The organism is Serratia sp. B501, from assembly GCF_051172315.1.
Classification (GTDB): Bacteria; Pseudomonadota; Gammaproteobacteria; order Enterobacterales; family Enterobacteriaceae; genus Serratia; species Serratia ureilytica.
Genome location: NZ_JBPIZB010000007.1, coordinates 109,961 through 131,011, shown reverse-complemented (window position 1 = coordinate 131,011; position 21,051 = coordinate 109,961). Strand labels below are relative to the sequence as shown.

General features: G+C 62.6%; 19 protein-coding genes and 1 tRNA gene. 8 read left to right on the top strand and 12 right to left on the bottom strand.

All coding sequences use genetic code 11. The features are described 5' to 3' along the window. Positions 1-180: 180 nt before the first annotated feature. Both ACSBQV_RS19675 and ACSBQV_RS19670 read right to left on the bottom strand, forming a co-directional pair. On the bottom strand, positions 181-606 hold the full coding sequence (locus tag ACSBQV_RS19675; protein ID WP_004934114.1) for an organic hydroperoxide resistance protein: 426 nt from the start codon (positions 604-606) through the stop codon (positions 181-183). Positions 607-766: 160 nt separating this feature from the next. Beyond that, a complete protein-coding gene (locus ACSBQV_RS19670) occupies positions 767-1,231 on the bottom strand; it encodes a MarR family winged helix-turn-helix transcriptional regulator (RefSeq protein WP_033645067.1) in 465 nt (154 codons plus the stop codon). A gap of 97 nt (positions 1,232-1,328) precedes the next feature. Here ACSBQV_RS19670 and ACSBQV_RS19665 point away from each other — a divergent pair, with 97 nt between their 5' ends. Beyond that, positions 1,329-1,928 (top strand): HD domain-containing protein, encoded by a 600-nt coding sequence (locus ACSBQV_RS19665; RefSeq protein ID WP_033652280.1) that lies wholly within the window; start codon positions 1,329-1,331, stop codon positions 1,926-1,928. Here the strand turns inward: ACSBQV_RS19665 and ACSBQV_RS19660 are convergent, their stop codons facing one another. The 4 genes from ACSBQV_RS19660 to ACSBQV_RS19645 all read right to left on the bottom strand — a co-directional run bounded on the left by ACSBQV_RS19660 (position 1,929) and on the right by ACSBQV_RS19645 (position 7,752). Further along, complete coding sequence (locus ACSBQV_RS19660; RefSeq protein ID WP_410176192.1) at positions 1,929-3,299, bottom strand: carbohydrate porin; 1,371 nt, start codon at positions 3,297-3,299, stop codon at positions 1,929-1,931. It abuts the gene before it with no gap. 150 nt (positions 3,300-3,449) lie between these two features. Beyond that, a complete protein-coding gene (locus ACSBQV_RS19655; protein WP_099782476.1) occupies positions 3,450-4,853 on the bottom strand; it encodes a glycoside hydrolase family 1 protein in 1,404 nt (467 codons plus the stop codon). Between the two features lie 14 nt (positions 4,854-4,867). Beyond that, the gene (gene bglF / locus ACSBQV_RS19650; RefSeq protein WP_099782477.1) at positions 4,868-6,733 is read right to left on the bottom strand and encodes a PTS beta-glucoside transporter subunit IIABC; all 1,866 of its coding nucleotides are present in this window, start codon (positions 6,731-6,733) and stop codon (positions 4,868-4,870) included. 260 nt (positions 6,734-6,993) lie between these two features. Continuing rightward, complete coding sequence (locus ACSBQV_RS19645) at positions 6,994-7,752, bottom strand: SDR family NAD(P)-dependent oxidoreductase (protein WP_099782478.1); 759 nt, start codon at positions 7,750-7,752, stop codon at positions 6,994-6,996. A 114-nt stretch (positions 7,753-7,866) separates the two neighbouring features. Between ACSBQV_RS19645 and ACSBQV_RS19640 the strand changes: the two genes are divergently transcribed. Both ACSBQV_RS19640 and ACSBQV_RS19635 read left to right on the top strand, forming a co-directional pair. Continuing rightward, the gene (locus tag ACSBQV_RS19640) at positions 7,867-8,730 is read left to right on the top strand and encodes a LysR family transcriptional regulator (protein ID WP_099782479.1); all 864 of its coding nucleotides are present in this window, start codon (positions 7,867-7,869) and stop codon (positions 8,728-8,730) included. 92 nt (positions 8,731-8,822) lie between these two features. After that, positions 8,823-9,572, top strand: coding sequence for an NAD-dependent epimerase/dehydratase family protein (locus tag ACSBQV_RS19635; RefSeq protein ID WP_099782495.1), 750 nt, complete (start codon positions 8,823-8,825; stop codon positions 9,570-9,572). A 32-nt stretch (positions 9,573-9,604) separates the two neighbouring features. Here ACSBQV_RS19635 and ACSBQV_RS19630 read toward each other — a convergent pair whose 3' ends face one another. From ACSBQV_RS19630 to ACSBQV_RS19610, 5 genes are all read right to left on the bottom strand, one after another. Beyond that, positions 9,605-10,771: an MFS transporter gene (locus ACSBQV_RS19630; RefSeq protein WP_099782480.1), complete on the bottom strand. Its 1,167-nt coding sequence runs from the start codon at positions 10,769-10,771 to the stop codon at positions 9,605-9,607. 175 nt (positions 10,772-10,946) lie between these two features. Then, the gene (locus tag ACSBQV_RS19625; protein ID WP_099782481.1) at positions 10,947-11,459 is read right to left on the bottom strand and encodes a DUF962 domain-containing protein; all 513 of its coding nucleotides are present in this window, start codon (positions 11,457-11,459) and stop codon (positions 10,947-10,949) included. Positions 11,460-11,549: 90 nt separating this feature from the next. After that, positions 11,550-11,644: transfer RNA gene (locus ACSBQV_RS19620), tRNA-Sec, on the bottom strand. A gap of 98 nt (positions 11,645-11,742) precedes the next feature. Next, positions 11,743-13,086, bottom strand: a complete 1,344-nt coding sequence (locus ACSBQV_RS19615) for an esterase-like activity of phytase family protein (RefSeq protein WP_099782482.1) — start codon at positions 13,084-13,086, stop codon at positions 11,743-11,745. Between the two features lie 75 nt (positions 13,087-13,161). Further along, on the bottom strand, positions 13,162-14,361 hold the full coding sequence (locus ACSBQV_RS19610; protein ID WP_042783416.1) for a cyanate transporter: 1,200 nt from the start codon (positions 14,359-14,361) through the stop codon (positions 13,162-13,164). A gap of 126 nt (positions 14,362-14,487) precedes the next feature. Between ACSBQV_RS19610 and ACSBQV_RS19605 the strand changes: the two genes are divergently transcribed. The 4 genes from ACSBQV_RS19605 to ACSBQV_RS19590 all read left to right on the top strand — a co-directional run bounded on the left by ACSBQV_RS19605 (position 14,488) and on the right by ACSBQV_RS19590 (position 18,437). Next, complete coding sequence (locus tag ACSBQV_RS19605; RefSeq protein ID WP_099782483.1) at positions 14,488-15,342, top strand: LysR family transcriptional regulator; 855 nt, start codon at positions 14,488-14,490, stop codon at positions 15,340-15,342. Positions 15,343-15,470: 128 nt separating this feature from the next. Further along, entirely contained in the window at positions 15,471-16,859 is a 1,389-nt protein-coding gene (locus ACSBQV_RS19600) for an amidohydrolase family protein (protein ID WP_099817859.1), read from the top strand. A 100-nt stretch (positions 16,860-16,959) separates the two neighbouring features. After that, positions 16,960-17,511 carry an isochorismatase family protein gene (locus ACSBQV_RS19595; protein ID WP_099782484.1) on the top strand — a complete coding sequence of 184 codons (552 nt, stop codon included), beginning with the start codon at positions 16,960-16,962 and terminating at the stop codon, positions 17,509-17,511. A gap of 2 nt (positions 17,512-17,513) precedes the next feature. Continuing rightward, positions 17,514-18,437 (top strand): GlxA family transcriptional regulator, encoded by a 924-nt coding sequence (locus ACSBQV_RS19590; protein ID WP_072626480.1) that lies wholly within the window; start codon positions 17,514-17,516, stop codon positions 18,435-18,437. Here ACSBQV_RS19590 and ACSBQV_RS19585 read toward each other — a convergent pair. After that, positions 18,432-19,424 carry an acyltransferase gene (locus ACSBQV_RS19585; RefSeq protein WP_033652295.1) on the bottom strand — a complete coding sequence of 331 codons (993 nt, stop codon included), beginning with the start codon at positions 19,422-19,424 and terminating at the stop codon, positions 18,432-18,434. The two genes, ACSBQV_RS19590 and ACSBQV_RS19585, sit on opposite strands and share 6 nt — an antisense overlap. Before the next feature lie 217 nt (positions 19,425-19,641). On the opposite strand from ACSBQV_RS19585, the gene ACSBQV_RS19580 reads away from it, so the two are divergent. After that, positions 19,642-20,889: an MFS transporter gene (locus ACSBQV_RS19580; RefSeq protein WP_434991479.1), complete on the top strand. Its 1,248-nt coding sequence runs from the start codon at positions 19,642-19,644 to the stop codon at positions 20,887-20,889. Positions 20,890-21,051: the final 162 nt, after the last annotated feature.

The window sequence follows — 21,051 nt, the reverse complement described above, 5'->3', positions numbered from 1 at the left end:
GACACTGATTGCGGCTTCTGGTTCAGCCAACCGGCAATAAGCGTTATTTTGCGAGTAATAATCAAGAGAATTCTCACAAAACGGGCAAAATTTACCGCTTTTTTGAGCACTTTTCAGACGGGATATCAAAGAAAATGGAGGGATAAACCCTCCATTTTTTCCATGGTGTCGGCAAAAAACTTACTTAACGTTCAGCGTAACGTCGATATTGCCGCGGGTGGCGTTGGAATACGGGCACACCACGTGCGCCTTTTTCACCAGATCTTCCGCCACGCTGCGCTCGATGCCCGGCAGCGAAATATCCAGCTGCACTTCGATGCCGAAGCCGTTCGGGATTTCACCGATGCCGACGGTGCCGTCGATCTTCGCTTCGGCCGGGATTTTGACCTTTTCTTTCGCCGCGACAAACTTCAACGCGCCGAGGAAACAGGCCGAGTAACCGGCGGCGAACAGCTGCTCGGGGTTGGTGACTTCGCCGCCGGCGCCGCCCATCTCTTTCGGTACGCCCAGTTTCACGTCCAACACGCCGTCGGAGGAGGTCGCACGGCCGTCGCGGCCGCCGGTTGCGGTGGCGTGAGCGCGGTAAACCACTTTCTCAATAGACATCGTTCATTCCTTCTTGCTGGTTGGCGAGATGACAACGGCCCCCGCGAGGGGTAGCCGGTCACATATATATCTTTTACGATTAAATCGTGCACTACTTATTTTTGACGCTTATTAACTAGTGTAGACCACCCCTGCCGTTCTTGCGTCCGGCGTCGGTGGGTCAAATCTGATCGATCAGGCTGCCGCGCAGCTTTTCCAGCTGCTGTTTGAGCGAGACGATCTCGTCCAGGCTGCAGTCGGTGGCGCACATCACTGCCTCGGGCACCGACTGCGCCCGTTCACGCAGCGCGCGGCCGGCTTCGGTGAGCGCGATGATCACCTGGCGCTCGTCGGTGGTGGCGCGATAGCGCACCAACAAACCGGCGGTTTCCAGCCGTTTCAGCAGCGGCGTCAGCGTGGCGGAATCGAGGAACAGCCGCTCGCCGATATCCGATACCGTCACCCGATCGCGTTCCCACAGCACCATCATCACCAGATACTGCGGGTAGGTGAGCTCGAGCTGATTCAACAGCTTGCGGTAGACTTTGTGCAGCGCCAGGTTGGCGGAGTACAGCGCGAAACAGAGCTGCTGATCGAGCAGCAGCAGGTTCTTCGCGTTGGGTTGTTCGGTATCGGTGCTTTTCATGTGAGTGAATATAGATAGCGCACGATGTAATCGCAAGCTATTTCTTGTGAGGTATGCTACATTTTTTTCATGCAGAGGATGCCGGGAGGGAAAGGAAATGACGAATACGCTTGCAGAACGCGCGCGCCGCTACGCCACCAAGGCGCATGCGGCCATCGATCAGCGCCGCAAATACACCAACGATCCGTACATCGTCCACCCGCAGGCGGTCATGGAGCTGGTGCGCAGCGTGCCGCACACCGAAGAGATGCTGGCGGCCGCCTGGCTGCATGACACGGTGGAAGACACGCCCACCACCCTCGGCGATATCGAAAGCCACTTTGGGCCGCAGGTAGCGGAGCTGGTGCGGATGTTAACCAACGTCAGCCACGCCGAGGACGGCAACCGCTTCGAGCGTAAAAACCGCGATCGGCGCCACAGCGCCGGCGCATCGCCGCAGGCCAAAACCATCAAACTGGCGGATCTGATCGACAACACCCGCTCGCTGCTGGACTACGACAGCCACTTCGCCCAAACCTATCTGATCGAGAAACAGCGCCTGCTGGAAGTGCTGACCGAAGGCGACCCGACGCTGTGGCGCCAGGCCAGCCATATCGTCGAACAGGGGCTGCTCAGATTACAGCAGCCGCCGCACAACGTGCCGGCCAGCTGGTTTGAGCACGCACGCCGGCGCTACCGCGAGAACGACGCGGCCTGATCAGAAGGTCACCACCGTTTTCAACGCCGTCACCCAGGCGTCCTGCGTCTCGCTGACGCCCGCCGGATGATGCCAGTATTGCAGGCCCGGCTGCAGCTGCAGCCACGGCGTGACGTTAACGCGGTAGTACAGCTCCGCCGTCACCGAGTGGCCCGGCACCGGCCGGTAGTTCGGATCGTGATAATCGCTGATGCCGCTCATCTCGTTGAGGTAACGCTGATTGTCTTTATAGCGGTCGCTCAGTTTCACCACCGAAACGCCCAGCCCCAGCCAGTCGTCCGGCCGCGCATCGAACAGCCCGCGATAGCGGATGCCGGTCGAAGTGGACCAGTGCAGGTAGTTGCTGCGCTGATCCCCCAGCCCCAGGCTGTAGAACACGCTCAGGCCACGGTTGACGTCATCCGCATGGCGCGTCACCTGCTGGTTGAAACCGGTATACAGGAACCAGGTGCGATCGTGGCTGCGATAGCCCTGCGGATCGCTGGCGCCCGGCCCGCCAGATACCCCTTCATAAAGATCGCGCTGACGCGCATTGGTAAACAACACGCCCAGGTTATACACCCCCGGCAGCTGGTTGACGGCGTGGGTTTTCAGCTCCACCTCCATCGGCAGCAGGAAGCCTTTGCTGCCCTTGGTGGACCAACTCCAGGCGTGGCTGCGGCTGGGGGCGCTCGGGTTCTGCTCCATCACGCCGCCCTTGAGCGTCAGGCCGTCGGTCAGCTTGTATTGCAGCGTGGTGCCCCAGTAATGCACGTTCCAGTTGTACCAGGTCAACGAGTTGGCGGACTTGCCGCCACACAGCGTCAGCGTCTGAAAATCGCAGGGGATAATCTGATCGAAATCCTGCACCTTGTTCATCATGCCGATACGCCATTGCAGCCGGCTGTCGAGGAAGGAACGGCTGAAGGTCAACCAGCCCAGCCGGGTGATCGACTGCCCGCCAAAGCTCTCCTGCGACAGATCGGTCAGGCCGACGCGCGGATCCTGCAGCCGATCGCGGGTCAGGTTGTTGTCATGGTTGCGGTTGACGATATTGCCTTCGATCGCCGCGTCCGGAATGCCGGTCAGCGCCTGCAGATCCTGGCTGAAGGTCAGCGAAAATTGGTCGATGTACGACGCCTGTTTATCGTGGTTGTAACCGCCGCCGGCGTTATACGACAGCTGGCTGAGGTAGCCGAGATTATAGTGGAAACCGTGATCCTCCAGGATCGGCCTGATCCCCAGCATATCCCCCAACAGCCCAGGCTGCGGCGGTTCAAAGCCGAGCGCCACCCCTTCCCATTTGGCGGTGGGAGCTTCAACGTCCTTGCCGGTTTGCAGCGTTTCCGCCTGCGCCTGGCTACAGAGCAGCGCCAGCGCCGCCAGGGTCATGGAACGAGGTAATAAGCTTTTCATCATTATTATATTTCTCCGCATAACGGCTGACTGCGGGCAACAGCATTCCCTGGGAGAGAATTTCCCATCATGAACAGCAGCGAATAAGGTTAATTAACGCCCGGCGTTTGCCGCCGGGCTGAAGGGTTAGCGCCGGTCTTTCAGGCTGGCGCCGTTGCTGTGGATCACATCGCGATACCAGTAGAAACTCTTCTTGCGGCGGCGCTCGAGGCTACCGTTGCCGGCATCGTCTCTGTCGACGTGAATGAAGCCGTAGCGCTTCGACATTTCGGCCTTTGAGGCGCTGACCAGATCGATCGGCCCCCAGCTGGTGTAGCCCATCACCTCGACGCCATCGTCGATCGCCTCGGCCACCTGTACCAGGTGGTCATTGAGGTAGTTGATGCGGTAGTCGTCGTTGATGCTGCCGTCGGCCTCGACGCGGTCTTTGGCGCCCAGCCCGTTCTCGACGATAAACAACGGCTTCTGATAGCGGTCGTACAGCACGTTGAGCAGGTAGCGCAGCCCAATCGGGTCGATTTGCCACCCCCACTCCGAACTGGCCAGGTGCGGGTTCGGCACCATATCGAGAATGTTGCCGCGCGCCGTTTCGTACTGCTCCGGGTCGGCGGTAACGCAGCCGCTCATGTAGTAGCTGAACGAGATGAAGTCGATGGTTTCGCGCAGCGTTTGCCGATCTTCCTCGGTGATCGCCACCTGAATGCCGTTTTCACGGAAGAAGCGCTGCATGTAGGCCGGGTAATAGCCGCGCGCCTGCACGTCGCCGAAGAACAGCCAGTCGCGGTTTTGCCGCTGGGTTTCCAGCAGATCTTCCGGCTTGCAGCTCAGCGGATACAGAATGCCGCCCAGCAGCATGTTGCCGATTTGCCCCTCCGGCACGATCTCGTGACAGGCCCTCACCGCTCTGGCGCTGGCCACCAGCTGATGGTGGATCGCCTGATAGACGGCGCTCTTGTCGCTCTCTTGCGGCAGGCCAACCCCGGTGAAGGGCGCGTGCAGCGACATGTTGATCTCGTTGAAGGTCAGCCAGTGTTTAACCTTGTGCTTATAGCGTTCGAACACGGTGCGCGCATAGCGCTCGAAGAAATCGATGGTGCGGCGATCGCCCCAGCCGCCGTAGCGCTTCACCAGACCGTAAGGCATCTCATAGTGCGACAGCGTGATCAGCGGCTGAATGCCGTATTTCGCCATCTCATCGAACAGCCGATCGTAAAACGCCAGCCCGGCTTCGTTCGGGGTCTCTTCATCGCCCTGCGGGAAAATGCGCGTCCAGGCGATCGAGGTGCGCAGGCACTTGAAACCCATCTCGGCGAACAGCGCGATATCCTCCGGGTAACGATGATAGAAATCGATCGCCACGTCCTTGATGCCGCTGTCGCCCGCCGTGCGCGGCGTGATGGCGCCGAAGATGCCCTGCGGCTGCAGATCGGAGGTCGACAGCCCCTTGCCGTCGGCCTGGTACGCGCCTTCTACCTGGTTCGCCGCTACCGCGCCGCCCCACAGAAAATGTTGCGGAAACTTGCCGTTCATCGCTTGCTCCTCAATTAACGTAATAAAGTCAGCAGCGGCGCCTGTTCCTGCACCGGAGACAGGCCGCTGGTCAACACGTCCACGTAGTCATCGCTGTTGCTGATGATGATCGGCGTGGTGGTGTCATAGCCGGCGGCATGGATCGCCGCCTGGTCGAACTCGATCAGCAGATCGCCCGGCGCGATCCGCTCGCCTTCCCGCACGTGGGCGGTGAAATGCGCCCCGTCGAGCTTCACGGTATCGATGCCGACGTGGATGAGAATCTCCGCGCCATCGTCCGATTCGATGCCGATGGCGTGTTTGGTTTTGAACAGCGACGCCACGCTGCCGCTCACCGGCGCCACCACCCGCCCCTGCTGCGGCGCGATCGCCACCCCTTTCCCCAGCAGGCCGCTGGCGAAGGTCGCGTCGTTCACCTGATCCAGCGGCACGATGTCGCCGGCGATCGGGCTGAGGATGGCCTGTTTGCGGTTAAGCGGCGCGGCGGCTTCAGGCTGCGCCGTCTCTTCCGCCGGCGCGACGCCGAACAGGTAGCTGGCCAGCGCGGCGAACACAAACGACAGCAGAGTGCCGCCGATCGCGCCCCACACCGTGGCGTCGATGCCGCCGTTGGGAATGATTTGCGCGAAGGTGAACACGTTCACCAGGCCGAACGAGTAGACCGAGGTATGGAAGTAACCGATCACCGCCCCGCCCAGCGCGCCGCCGATGCAGCCGAAGATGAACGGACGCTTGTTCGGCAGGGTGACGCCGTACACCGCCGGTTCGGTGATGCCGAAAATCCCGGCGCCGATGGCCGAACCGGACAGCGCCCGCAGTTTGGCGTCGCGGGTGCGCAGCATCACGCCCAGCGTGGCACCGACCTGCCCCATCACCGCCGGCAGCAGCAGCGGCACCATGGTGTCGTGCCCCAGTACGCTCAGGTTGTTGATCATCAACGGCACCAGCCCCCAATGCAGGCCGAAGATCACGCACACCTGCCACATCGCCCCCATGAAAGCGCCGGCGATGATCGGGTTAAAGGCGTAAATGGCCTGATAGCCGTTGGCCAGCAGATGGCTGAGCCAGGTCGCCGCCGGGCCGATCAGCAGGAAGGTCAGGGGCACGGTGATCGCCAGACACAGCAGCGGCGTGATGAAATTGCGCAGCGCGCTGTGGATCACCCGGTTAAACAGCGGCTCCAGACGGCAGGACACCCAGGCCGCAAAGATGATGGGGATCACCGACGAGCTGTAGTTGATAAAAGTCAGCGGAATGCCGAAGAAATATTCGCGCACCGCGCCCGGCTGTTGCGCCGCCTCGAACGCCGCCATCATCAGCGGATGCGTCAACGCGCCGCCGATCGCCATGGTGACGAACGGGTTGCCGCCGAATTTTTTCCCGGCGGTGTAGCCGAGCATGATCGGGAAGAAATAGAACAATGCGTCGCTGGCGGCGAACAACATTTTAAAGGCGCCGCTGCTTTCCAGCAGCCAGCCGCAGGCCAGGCTCAGCGCCAGCAACCCCTTCAATACCCCCGAGGCAGCCATCACCCCGAGCAATGGGGTGAAGATGCCGGAAACCACGTCGATAAAGCGGCTGAGCAGATTGTCTTTTTTACCGTCCGCATCGCTACCGCTCGACGCGCCTTCGGCCAACCCGCCGACCCGGTTGACCGCGTCGAACACCTCGGCCACGTGGTTGCCCACCACCACCTGAAACTGGCCACCGCTCTCCACCACCATGATGACGCCCGGGTTTTTCTTCAGCGCTGCCGCGTTGGCGCGGCGGTCGTCACGCAGCTTGAAACGTAGGCGGGTGGCACAATGCACCAGGCTTTTCACATTGTCGCGGCCACCGACGCCGGCCAAAATCTCACTGGCTAATGTGTCATATTTCATACGGTTATCCTTAGACTTCGCGTTCTGCCGATCCCGCCTTTGCGCTGGCCTGGCGCAGGAGCGAAATTCGGCGCAAAAAAAAACCTAAACCTCGCGGCCTCTGCCCCATCGGGGAACAGAAACGCGAGGTTTAGGTTTTGCCTGCCGCAGCAGTAACAACCCTAAATCGGTTGAGTTATGACGTTAACACCGCGGATTTTGCCGGGGCAAGGCTTTGCGCCGGCAAATTGCCGAACTGTGATCGCAAAGGCAAAACGGCCTCAATGCGCGAAATAATGCATGCCGCCATCTACCGGGATCACCGCGCCGGTGATATATCGCGCGAGCGGGGAGCAAAGAAACGCCGCCAGATAGGCCATGTCTTCCGGTTCGCCGAAGTAGCCTATCGGGATGTGTTGTGCGATGAAGGCCTGGCGCGCTTCATCGCTAGCGTATAAGCGCTCGCGGATCTGTTCACTATTGATGCGCCCCGGCTGTAACGTATTGACGGTAATCCCCTGCGCAGCCACGTCGCCGGCCAGCCCTTTGGCCCACAGATGCAGCGCGCCCTTGGCGGCGCTGGCGGCGCTCAGACTGCGCGGCTCCATCGATCCGCTGATGTTGATAATCCGGCCCCAGCCTTGCGCCTGCATGGCCGGCAACAGCGCCTGAGTCAACCGCCGGGCCGGCGTGAAGTTCAAAGCGAAGGCGTCATCCCAACCGCGATCGCTCTCGTCCAGCGCCGTGGGGTGAAATGCGCCGACCGCGTTGATCAGAATATCGACGGTCCCCACCTGGCGCAGCGCCTGCGCCGCCAGTTCGGTGAGTGCGTCGGGGTCGGTCACGTCGGCAGCGATCACCTGCGGGCGCACCGCCCCTTGCCGCTCCACTTTATCTGCCAGCGCCAGCAGCCGGTCACCGCGTCGTGCGGTCGCCACCACCGTGACGCCTTGAGCAGCCAACACCCTGACCATGCCGGCGCCGATCCCTTCGCTGGCGCCCGTAACCAATGCCGTGCGTTGCTGCAAGCGCAAATTCATAAGAACTCCTAATATAATGATTCAACTTTAAAGGAAACGTTCACACATTGAATCACGGCGCTCTCTGTGTGAATATTCCTGAAAATTACGTCGATAATGTGCAGGAATTCACCGATGTTTGACTGGCAGGACTTAAAACACTTCGTGGCGCTGGCGCGCACCGGTTCATTGTCGGCGGCGGCACGAGAGTTGGGTTGCGATCACGCCACCGTAGGTAGGCGCGTGGCGGCGCTGGAACAGGCGCTCGGCCTGCGTTTGATCGTACGCCTGCCGCGCAGCACGCCGTTGACTCAGGACGGGCAGGCAATTGCCGGGTTGGCGGCTGAGATAGAGGCGCAAAGCCAGGCTATCGCCCGCCATGCGCGCAGCGCCGGCACCACGCCCCAGGCCAGCGTGCGCATCAGCGCGCCGCCGTCGATCGCCGCACATATTCTCGCGCCGCGCATCGCCGAATTTAATCAGGCTTTTCCACACATCGTCGTGACGCTGGCGGGTGAATCCGCGCTCGCCGAGCTGGATCGCGGTGAAGCGGACATCGCCGTGCGCATGGTGCGCCCACAACAGCCGGAACTGCTGACGCAGCGCATCGGCATGATGCGCTACGCGCTGTATGCCGCGCCTGCGCACGCGGCTCTGCCTGAGGCGGCGCGCCGCTTTATCGCCTATGACCTTCACTACCGACAGCAGCCGCATCAACAATGGTTGCAGCAGCTGCTACAGGGGCGCCCGGTCGTTTTTCAGGCCAGCGATCTGTTTTCGCTGCAACAGGCGGCGCGTTCAGGACTGGGCGCCGCCGTTTTGCCGACGTTTGTCGCCGATGGCGATTCGGCTTTGGTCGCGTTGCCAACGGCCAGCGCCGCGCCAACGCGCGAGCTTTGGCTGGTGACGTATCCCGATTTGGCACGCACCGCAGCCGTGCGCGCCGTAATGACTTTCCTGGTCGAGACGCTGGGAAAAACATGCCCACTTCCGGCATAAAGCATCATATTTTCTAATATAAATACTGGACAAAAGTCACGCGGGGGATTATTACTGGTCAACACCTAATGATTGTAGGGATGACAGCGGCCATGACGTTGCGGACTGAGTTGGGACGGATTCTGATCACCGGTGCCGGCGGCCGGGTAGCCACGGCGTTTCGTCAGGCAATGGGCGATCGCTACGCGCTGCGCCTGGCGGAGCGGGACATCAGCTTGCTGAGCGATCTGCAGCCCGGCGACGAAGTCATCAGCTTCAACATCGCCGATCTCGACGCCTGCCGTGCGGCCTGCGCCAATATCGACACCGTGTTGCACCTGGCGGCCGATCCCTCTCCCGACGCCGATTTTTGCGGTTCGCTGATGGACAACAACATTCTCGGCACCTTCAATATCTTCCGTGCCGCGAAAGACGCCGGCTGCAAACGGGTGGTGTTCGCCAGCAGCGCACAGGCGGTGGAAGGCTACCCGCTCGATTATCAAATCCGCCCGGATGACGCGCCGAAGCCGAAAAACCTGTACGGCGCCAGCAAAGCCTTCGGCGAAGGCATCGCCGCCTATTTCGCCCATCAGGAGGGGCTTTCCGCCCTGTCGGTGCGCATCGCCAACTTCACCACCCTAACCCGGGGCGAACAGCTTAGCGCCCGCGACATGAGCGCTTTTCTCAGCCATCGCGACGCCGCCGATCTGCTGGATCGCTGCATTCGAATCGAAGGGGTGCAATATGCGGTGGTGCACGGGGTTTCCAATAACCGCTATACGCGTTTGTCGCTGGAAGAGACCCGTCGCCTGCTCGGCTACGCCCCGCAGGACGATGCGTTCAGCCTGCTCGGCTTTGAGTGAACGCGGCGGGGAACCCCGCCGCACGCTATCGTTTAACCGTTGGCGTAAGCCACCTTTTCAGCTCGGCGACTGGTGAACAATACCAACAGCAGCGCCAACCCGGCGATAATCGCCCCCATCACCGGCACGAAGCTGTAGCCCAGCCCGGCGGAGACCACCGCGCCACCGGCGGCGGCGCCCAACGCATTGCCCAGGTTGAAGGCGCCGATATTGACCGATGACGACAGGCCCGGCGCTTCACCGGCGACACGCATCACGCGCATCTGCAGCGGCGGCACCACGGCAAAGGTCGCCGCGCCCCAAATCACCATGCTGACCGCGGCGCCGATTTCACTGCGCGCCAGGAACGGGATCACCAGCATGATAACCACCAACAGCAACAGGAAACCCTTCAGCGTCGCGCTCTCCGAACGGTCGGCGAATTTGCCGCCGAGGTAGTTGCCGATCGAGAAACCGACGCCGATCAACACCAGCATGGTCGTCACGAACAGCGGCGTCGCCTCGGTGATGTGCTGCAATACCGGCGAGATATAGGTATAGAGCGTGAACATCGCGCCCGCGCCCAACACGGTCGTCAACAACGCAGTCAGCACCTGCGGCCGCACCAGCACCGATAGCTCACGCTTGACGTCAGGGCGCGCGCCGGCGCTGCCTTGCGGCAACGAGAACCACAGCCCCAGCATGGCGATCACGCCCAGCCCGGCCGTCGCCAGGAACGACATGCGCCAGCCGATGGTTTCACCCAGCCAGGTGGCGGCGGGCACCCCGCCGATATTGGCGATGGTCAGCCCCATAAACATGGTCGCCACGGCGCTGGCCTGTTTCTCCTTCGGCACCACGCTGGCGGCCACCACCGATCCGAGGCCAAAGAACGCGCCGTGGTTCAGGCTGGTGATGATGCGCGACAGCATCAGGGTGGTGTAGTCAGGCGCAATTGCCGACAACACGTTGCCCAGGGTAAAAATCGCCATCAGGAAGATCAGCGCGCTTCTGCGCGCCCGGTGCGACAGCAGCAGCGTCATCAGCGGCGCGCCGACCATCACGCCAACGGCGTAGGCGCTGATCAACATGCCGGCCATCGGGATGGAGACGTCCACCCCTTTGGCGATGGTCGGCAGCAACCCCATCGGGGAAAACTCGGTCGTGCCGATGCCGAACGCCCCCACCGCCAGGGCTAACAAGGGATAATTCACTTTCATGCAACAACTCCGGTTTACCGCTGCCGAAGCGCGGGAACAGTTAAGATGCCGAAAGTATGACATTGATCACAACAAAGATAAGCAGGCGGGAGGCTAAAAGACTTTTGCGATTTTGTTAAAAGTGCGGCGGGAGGGGGCGGACATCAGCGTCCGTCACCGTAGGAATCAAGCCACCTCATGCCCTCCCGCTACGCACGTTGCCCGAGCGTAGTTCGATATTCCGCTGCAGTTCGCGCAGCCCGCCGGCCAGGAAGCAGGCTTCCGCCAGCACGAACAGCGGACCGATGATGAGGCCCGTCACGTCGTCCATAAACGCCGGTTTTCTCCCCTCCCAGAAATGTCCGATAAACTGAAACAGCCAGCCGATGACGAAGCCGCCGGTGCCGACGCTCAGCCACGCCGCCGTCGACAGCGACGCCACCCAGGCGCCGAACACGAGGCACAGCAGCAACAACGCCAGCATCATGACGCCAAGGCGCAGATTCAACCGCAGGTAATAGAGCGCCGCGACAATAACCACCGCGCAGGCCGGCGAGAACGGCAGCCATCCTGCGCCCCACGCCGGCCGGGAAAGCAGCGCCAGCAGGCTGACGACGATCAGCGGAATGCCGATGAAATGCGTGGCGATATTGCGCGCATCGCGGTGATAGGCGGCATAAGCGGCAAGTTGATCTTCCAGACTTCGCATGTTGACCTCCGAATGGTGCGCGCACGGCCGAGCCGGCTCCATTGCATTAAAGATAGCCGTATCGTTCAGCATAGGAAAATGATCAGGGATTGGCGGAAGATCACAGGAGTCGAACCTGCCTAGGACCGCTGGCGGCCCCAACCGGATTTGAAGTCCGGCCGCCCCACCGGGGACGAGGATCTTCCTTGGAGAAGAGAAGAAGCAAGGCGCTGATTATAGCGCAGTTTGTTCGCTGCGCTAAGCGGGAAATGGCGGCCGCCGGCGATTCGGCGGCCGGGGAGTGCTACTTCAGGAAATCCTTCACGTCCAGCAGGATGAACTCGTTGTCATCCGCCATATTGGGCTGGCGGCTGGAGGAGAACGGGAAGTTGTTGTCGTTGCCGACGATGATGTGGTTGGCGTCCACCACGTCCACGTTCTCGATGGTGAAGAACGGGAAGGTCAGCACGCCGTCGTTCAGCGGCTTGCGCGCCAGCTTGTTCGGATCCTGAATGTTCATCAGGTCGATATAGCCCAGTTTTTCGACCGGTTTGCCGACGTTGGCGTCCGAAAAAGCGATTTTGTACACTCGTTTGAACTTGGCCACCTGGCTGAAGCAGTTGTCGGTCGGCGCACCGGCGGCGCAGGCTTTATCCGGCGTGCCTTCGCCGTTGTCGCGCTCGATCACCAGCCCGTGGGTGGCGTCGATCATGTTGAAGTCGCCGATGGCGTTCTGGTTGTCTTCCAGTACATACTGCCAGCTGCGGCCGGTCCAGGCCTGCTGTTTGACGTCGAACTCCAGCACCCGCAGGTAGCGTTTGCCGCCGACGTTCTCGAACTGATCCCCGTCCCACAGCGCCCCTTCCAGCAGCGGGTACAGCTTGCTGCCGTCCGGCGAGGCGGCCATGCCTTCAAAGCCCTTGGAGCGCGCCACCTGGAAGTTCTGCTTGCCGTCCGGCGCGCCCGGCAGGGTCAGCGTCGGGTTGTCCGGCGATTTCACTACTTTGCCGTCCACCTGGGTGTCGAATACCGCCAGCACCTTGCCGTTCAGGTCGGCCTTGATCAGGTAAGGCCCGAACTCTTCGCCGATCCATAAGGCATCGTCGGCAAACTGGAAGCTTTCCGGATCGAAATCGCTGCCGGTCAGATAACGCTTCTCCGTGCTCTCGTTGATGATGTGGAACGGCACCTTTTTATCCGGATCGTGCAGGAACCCCGTCTTCAGCGGCGCGACCGTGCCGTCTTTGAAATCGATCTTGTAGTGGTTGAGGTACAGCATGGCGTCCGGGGAGTTGGCCTTGCTGCCGAAACCATTGTCGGTCAGCACCCAGTAAGTGCCGTCGGGCATGTGTTTGATGCCGGAGTGGCCCTGCAGCGGCTGGCCGTTGATCGGCAAGCCGATGCCGGTCAGGCGATCGGCGGATTTACCCGCCACGCTGCCCAACTCGGTGACGCGTTTCCCGCTGGTGTATTTGCCGCTCTGCTGCAGATCGCTCGGCGCGTCCTTCGGTGTGGAAACGGCGGATTTCACCGGCAGCAGCGCATGCCCCGCCAACGTCGCCGGCACCGGCTGCGCGTCGGCCCACAGGTTGGCGCTCAGCGCCATGCAGCCGACCAGCAGCGCCAGCCGGGTTTTGGTGTTGTGCATGTCATTGTCCCTTTTCGTTGTTATCGCCCAGAAGTAAAAGCAACGTCACTATAGGGAGCGGCAATGACAGAAATATTATTCGGCGAACGCCCGCCGGTAGCTGTGCGGGTGGAAGCGCCAGGTAATAGCGATCAGCACCACCACCAGCAGCGCGTGGATCTGCCAGTCCAGCACGAAGCCGCCGCTGTAGTCGCGCAGCAGGCCGGAAAGGTAAGGCGTGACGCCCGCCAGCAGGAAGCCGACGCCCTGCATAAAGGCCACCAGTCGCCCGGCCGCCGCCGGCTGGTGCAAGTGATCGAGCGCCAGCACCAGGCACAGCGGGAACGCGCCGCCCAGCCCCAGCCCGGAAAGCAACACCCACAGCCACGGCAGCGTCTGCGGCAGGTAAATCAGGCCGATAAAACCGATCAGTTGCATCATCAGCGCCAGCAACAGCAGCGGCCGCCGGTCATGATTGCGCGCCAGCGCCGGCAACAGCAGCGCCCCCACCACCTGGCCGAAGGTCATCAGCGCCAGCAGCGAACCGCTGGCCTGCGGCTGCCAGCCGAGCTGCATGTAATACGGCGGCAGCCACGCAATCAGGCTGGTATAACCGCCGTTGATCAGGCCGAAATAGGCGCCGAGCAGCCAGGCGCGCCGGTTGCGTAGCAGGCCTGGCTCGCGGTGTTCGCCCGCCGCGCTAAGGCGAGACAGCCCCCGGCTGACCGGCCACCAGGCCACTAGCGCCACCAGGGCCGGCAACGCCCACCAGGCCAGTGCGCTGTGCCAGTCGTGCCCTACGCTCATCAGCCACGGCGTGATCGCCGCCCCCAACCCGCCACCGCCCATCAGCGCCGCCGACCACAGCCCGGCCACCAGCGCCATGCTTTTGAGGAAGTGATGCTTGATGATGCCGGGCATCACCGCCTGGATCACCCCGATGCCGAGCCCACCCAGCACCGCGCTCATCAGCAGTTGCACGCTGCCGGGGGCCAGTTCGCGCCAAAGCGCGCCCAGCCCGATCGCCAGCAGGCTCAACGCCACGGCGCTGCGTTCGCTGAACAGTCGGTTGATGGCGCCGCCCGCCAGCGCCATCAGGCCCATCATCAGCACCGGCAGCGTGGTCAACAGCGCCGCGCCGCCAAAACTCAGCCCGGTGGCCTGGCGCAACGTCGGCAGCAACGGGCCGATCGAGGTTAACAGCGGCCGCATGTTCAGGCCGATCAACACCAGCGCCAGCAGCAGAGGGTTGAGCCAGCGGCGTGGAGAAGGTGAATTAACAGAATGATTTAACACGGCATATTCCTGGTACTGCGAAATGAAGAGTGCGGCGTCACAGCGCGATCGCCGCAGCGTTGCGTTACTGTAGGCAACGCCGCTAGTATTGGGAAATTAAATAATAAAATAGCCAACAGTGGGAAAATGAATCGCTACCCGATGTTCAATCCGCAGCTGCTGCTCAGCTTCGTCGCCGTGTGCGACAGCAACAGCTTCACCCGCGCCGCAGAGCGGGTGTTTTTGTCGCAGTCCACCGTCAGCCAGCAGGTGCGCCGGCTGGAAGAGATGCTGGGCAAACCGCTGTTTGAGCGTTCCTCGCATCAGGTGCTGCTGACCGAAGAAGGCGTCAAGCTGTTGAGCTACGCGCGCCGCATTATCGCGCTGAATGAAGAAGCCCACGATGCGCTGACCGGCATCTGGCGCGACGGCGTGCTGCGGATCGGCATGCCGGAGGATTTCGCCGTGCCCACCACCGGGCTGCTGGCCGACTTCAGCCGCGAGCACCCGCACCTGCGGCTGGACGTCGCCAGCGGCCTGAGCGCCGATCTGCACAACGCCTACGCGCGTGAAGAGCTGGATCTGATCCTGGTGAAGCAGCGCCGCCGGCAACCGCCGCGCGCCGCGCGGCCGGAACCGCTGCTGTGGCTGGACAGCCTGGCCTTCCCGGCCATCGAGCAATCGCCGGTGCCACTGGCGGTATTTCCACTGAACGGCCTGTACCGCGACGAGCTTTGCCAGGCGCTGGATACCCTCGGCAAACGCTGGCGCATCGGCTACAGCAGCGCCAGCCTGGCGGCGCTGACCGCCGCTTCGGCCGCCGGGCTGGGCGTCACCCTGCTGCCGGCCGGCTGCCGTCTGGCGACGCACCGGGTGCTGGGCGCGGCCGAAGGATTGCCGCCGATAGACAGTTTCGAACTGGCGCTCTACTACCGCGACGGCGCCCCCGCCGCCACGCTGGCCCTGGCCCAGCGGCTGGCGGCGTTTTGCGGGTTGATATAAATGCCGGTGGACGCCGGTCATTACCAAATCGAATAGTCACTAGTGGCAAATGTCGCTGCCAACCGGCCGGTTCCTCTCCTAAATTGGGGTATGTTTTCACCCCTCACCTCTGGATTAAGGAACCGAACGTGGAAAACCCTCAACAACCGGGCCGCAGAGCCTTCCTCAGCCAAACCGGAAAACTCACCACCGCTTGCGCGGTGATCGGCCTGACCGGCGGCATGGCGCAGGCCGCTTCGCCTGGCGGCGAGCCGTGTGCGCCAACGCCGATGACCCTGACCGATCGTCACTACTGCCTGAGCGAGGTGCGGCTGGAAGACGGCTTTGAATACGACGGCGAAACGGTGATCGGCACCCGCACCGCGCTGTACACACTGGAGATCAAAGACGGCAAGATCGCCGCCATTCACGCCGCCAACGACGCGTTGCCGGCCGGCGTGCCCCGCTATAAGGCGCAGGGCCAGCTGCTGCTGCCGGCATTCCGCGATATGCACATCCACCTGGACAAAACCTTCTACAGCGGCCCGTGGCAGGCGCCGCGCCCGCGCCAGGGCAAAACCATCATGGACATGATCGCGCTGGAGCAGACGCTGATCCCGAAACTGCTGCCCACCTCGCAGCAACGGGCGGAAAACCTGATCGCCTTGCTGCAGTCCAAAGGCAGCACCGTGGCGCGCAGCCATTGCAATATCGATCCGGTCAGCGGCCTGAAAAGCCTGGAGCACCTGCAGCGCGCGCTGGAAAATCACCGGGCGGATTTCAGCTGTGAAATCGTCGCTTTCCCGCAGCACGGGCTGCTGCACTCCAGGGTCGACGCGCTGATGCGCGAAGCGATGCAGATGGGCGTGCAGTACGTCGGTGGGCTGGATCCGACCAACGTCGACGGCGCGATGGAGAAATCGCTCGACGCCATGTTCCAGATCGCCCTCGATACCGGCAAAGGCGTGGATATCCACCTGCATGAAACCAGCCCGGCCGGGGTCGCCGCCATCAACTACATGATCGCCACCGTGGAGAAAAACCCGGCGCTGCGCGGCAAGGTCACCATCAGCCACGCTTTCGCCCTGACCACGCTGACGCCGGGCGAACTGGCGGAAACCGCCACCCGGCTGGCGGCGCAGCAGATCACCATCGCCTCCACGGTGCCAATCGGCGGCCTGATGATGCCGCTGCCGCAGCTCAGTGAGAAAGGAGTGTTCGTGATGACCGGCACCGACAGCGTGATCGACCACTGGTCGCCGTTCGGCACCGGCGACATCCTGGAGAAGGCCAATCTGTACGCCCAGCTGTACCGCGGTTCCGACGAGTATCACCTGTCGCGCGCCATGGCCATCTCCACCGGCGGCGTGCTGCCGCTGGACGATAAGGGGCAGCGCGCCTGGCCGAAAGCCGGCGATGCCGCCGAGTTCGTGCTGGTCAACGCCAGCTGTTCCGCCGAGGCGGTCGCCCGTCTGCCGGCGCGCCGCGCCACCTTCCATCAGGGGCGCCTGGTCGCCGGCCAGGTGAGCAAAGCCTAAGGTCGGTCCGTTGTTGTCATCATGATGGCCGTTTTTGGCCTTCTGCCAGAGTAAGGCGCGGCGCAAGATGGTCGCTACACACACTGGCGGAGGGCCGAAAATGTCACAGAGCGCGTTATTGATCATCGATGTCCAGCAATCATTCCAGCACCGTCCATTCTGGCAGGAGGACGATCTGCCGGCGTTTCAACAGGCGCTGACCCGCCTGATTGCGGGCTGCCGACAGCGCGGCGCGGCCCTGGTCGACGTGCTGCACGTTTCGCCGCAAGGGCCGTTCTCACTGGCTTCAGGCCATGTGCAGCGCCTGCCGTTCCTCACCCACCAGGCGGATATCACCGTATACAAGCATGTGCACAATGCGCTGACCGAATCCGGCCTCAACGCCTGGCTGCGCGAGCGGGACATCAACCACCTGATCGTCTCCGGCATCCGCACCGAGCAGTGCTGCGAAACCACCACCCGGGTGGCGTCCGACCTCGGTTATCGGGTGACTTTCGTCACCGAGGCGACGTTAACCTTCCCGATGCGCCATCCCGACGGCGAAGTCTTTACCCCCGCGCAGTTGAAGCGGCATACTGAAACCGTACTGGTCGATCGTTTCGCCCGCATCGCCAGCGTGGATGAGGCGCTGGCGCAACTCGCACAGGAGTAACCATGTCGCAGGCCGTCTATTTTCTGCTGTTGCCCAACGTGCTGTCGCTGGACGTCAGCGGCCCGGCGGAAACCCTGCGCCTCGCCGGGCAGTTCAGCCTGCGTTACCTCAGCCCGGCGCCGCAGATCGTCTGCTCCATCGGCATGACGCTGAGCGGCCTGCAGCCGTTGCCCGAGCGCCTGGAAGACGGCGCCATCCTGGTGCTGCCGGGCGTCGGCGATTCGCAGCGCTATTTCGCCGGAGAGGAGGCCGAGCAGGCGCGCCGCTGGCTGGCGACGCTGCGGCCCGATCTGCAACGGCAGCGCATCACCCTGGTGTGCATCTGTTCCGGCGCGCTGCTGGCGGCGCAGGCCGGGCTGCTCGACGGCTATCAGTGCACCACCCACCACGACGTCATCGAACGTATCCGCCTCCAGGCGCCGGCGGCGCAGGTGAAAGAGAACCGCATCTTCGTCGAAGACCGTGGCGTCTACACCAGCGCGGGCATCACCACCGGCATCGATTTGGCGCTGCACCTGGTCCACCGCCACTGTGGCTCCGGCCGGGCGCGCGACGTCGCACGCGACATGGTGGTTTATTTCCGCCGCGCCGGCGACGATCCGCAGCTGTCGCCCTGGCTGCGCTACCGCAACCACCTGCACCCGGCGGTGCACCGCGCGCAGGACGTGATGGCCGCAGAGCCGGAGGCCGACTGGTCGGTGCCGCAGGTGGCGGAGAAGGCGCACGTCAGCAGCCGCCATCTGGCGCGGCTGTTTCGCAGCCACGTCGGCATCAGCGTGCGGGAATATCATGAGCAGCTGCGGTTGGCGGTGGCGCAACAGCGCCTGCAGCAAGGGTATGGCTTGGAGAAGGCCGCGCTGGCAGCTGGGTTTTCTTCCGGGCGGCAGCTGCGCCGCGCCCAGCAGCGCCAGCGCTCGCCGCTATGACACCAGCCGGCGGGTATCCAGCCGCTGCAGGCCGACAGACAGCAGCAGGCTGCCCCCCAGCGCCACGCCGAACACCCAGAAGATATCCAGCAGCGGGTGGCCGGTGAAATCAAGGTGCCGATTGCGCATCACGTTGACGATAAGGGCGTGAAAACCGTAAATCGCCAGCGAATGACGGGAAAATACGCTCAGCCAGCCGATCGGCTGCGGCAGACAGTGTTTCACCCACACCAGCAGCGCCACCGCCGCCATAAACACCAGCGGGCCGCTGTAGATGTAATAGGTATCAGCGAAGTTGCCGTTGATGAACAGCTGATGTTTGGTGCCGCGCGCGATCAGCGCCACGCACAGCGCAAATCCCAACGCCGCCAACCAGCCCACGGCGCGCCCGCGCGCCTCCATCATGCCAATCGCCCGTCCGGCCAACGCATACAGCAGGTAGTAGAAGGTATCGCCGTAGATATACAGGTTAACCGGCAGCAGATGCGCGTTGCCGAAGGTCAGCTTATCGGTATTCGGGTTGGCGATCGCCGCCAACACCACCAGCGCGGCGGCCAGGTAGCGGCGCGATACCGGTTTGACGCTAATCAGCGGCGACAGCAGGTAAATCACCGCGATGGCGTAGAAAAACCACAGATGATAGAACACCGGCTTTTGCAGGATGCCGCGCAGCGACGGCCAGAAACCGATCTTGGTGAAAGCCGCGATATAGATCAGCGCAATGGCGCTGTAGAACAGAATGCAGCAGAGGATGCGGGTGAAATGCCGCCGGCCGGCGCTCTTTTCGCCGAAGAACAGGTAGCCGGAAATCATGAAGAACAGCGGCACCGACACGCGCGACAGTGAGTTCAGCACGTTGGCGATGTCCCAGTTGTGCAACCCTATCGCCGCGCCGTTGGTGACGTAATAGGTGGTGGCGTGGATCATCACCACCATCATGCACGCCATCGCCCGCAGGTTGTCTATCCAGCCGATTTTCTCGCTCAAACGCTCGCCCGATCTTGTGTCATATTGATATGTTAAGAAGAGGTTATCGGGCACGGCGTTCGGCGACAACCCAAAAGCGAAATATCAGAATGCACTTAAACAACACCTTATGATTGCGAAGGTGAACAATTGGCGGCAAAATAGCCGCCATAACTCGCTCAGTTTGCGCTTCCCGCCCTGGCAGTTCCTTTTTCTCTTTTACTATCAGTACAATAATATGAAAACAACATTACCACCTGCGGCACGTTTGGGCCGGCAGGCGCTTTTATTCCCTCTTTGTCTGGTGCTGTTCGAGTTCGCCACCTATATCGGCAACGATATGATTCAGCCGGGCATGCTGGCCGTTGTGGCGGATTTCAACGCCGGCGAAGAGTGGGTGCCCACCTCGATGACCGCCTATCTGGCCGGCGGCATCTTCCTGCAGTGGCTGCTCGGGCCGCTGTCGGATCGCCGCGGCCGTCGCCCGGTGATGCTGGCCGGGGTGGCGTTCTTTATCGTCTCCTGCCTGGCGATCCTGCTGGTCACCACCATCGAGCAGTTCATCGCCATGCGTTTCCTGCAGGGCATCGGCCTGTGCTTTATCGGCGCGGTCGGTTACGCCACGATCCAGGAGTCGTTCGAAGAGGCGGTGTGCATCAAAATCACCGCCCTGATGGCTAACGTGGCGCTGATCGCCCCGCTGCTGGGGCCGCTGGCCGGCGCGGCGCTGATCCACGTCGCGCCGTGGCAAAGCATGTTCGTGCTGTTTGCGGCGCTGGCGGCCATCGCCTTCTACGGCCTGTGGAAAGCCATGCCGGAGACCGCTACGCTGCAGGGCGAGGCGTTCTCCGCCGCCAACCTGTGGCGCGACTACCGCCAGGTGCTGGGCAATCGCCGCTTCCTGTGCGGCGCCCTGGCGATCGGTTTCGCCAGCCTGCCGCTGCTGGCCTGGATCGCCCAGTCGCCGGTGATCCTGATCAGCGGGGAGTCGTTGTCGACGCTGGATTACGGCCTGCTGCAGATCCCGGTGTTCGGCGCGCTGATCCTCGGCAACCTGACGCTGGCGCGCCTGACCGGCAAAAACAGCGTGGAGCGCCTGATCAAGCTGGGCGCGGGCCCGATGCTGTTGGGGCTGCTGATCACCGCGCTGGCGACTCAGTTCTCCAGCCACGCCTACCTGTGGATGACCGCCGGCCTGAGCCTGTACGCCTTCGGCATCGGCCTCGCCAACGCCGGGCTGTACCGCCTGACGCTGTTCTCCAGCAACGTCAGCAAAGGCACCGTGTCCGCCACCATGGGCATGCTGAGCATGATGGTGTTCACCGTCGGCATCGAGCTGGCCAAGGTCGCCTACGTCTGGGGCGGCAGCGGGCTGTTCAACCTGTTCAACCTCATCAGCGGCCTGTGCTGGCTGACGTTGGTGGCGCTGTTCCTCGCCAAACGCCGCAACGGCGACCCCACGCCGCAGCCGAACGGCGCGGCATAAGCGCGGCGATAAAACGCCGGTCCGGTTTCCCGACCGGCGTTTTTTATGCGGCTTCAGCCGAGCAGCCCCCACAGCGCCTACCCCGCTCCCACCACCGCTACCGCCAACAACAGCAACGCCGACAGGACGGAGATCGCCCGCCGGGCACGGCGTCAGGTTTAT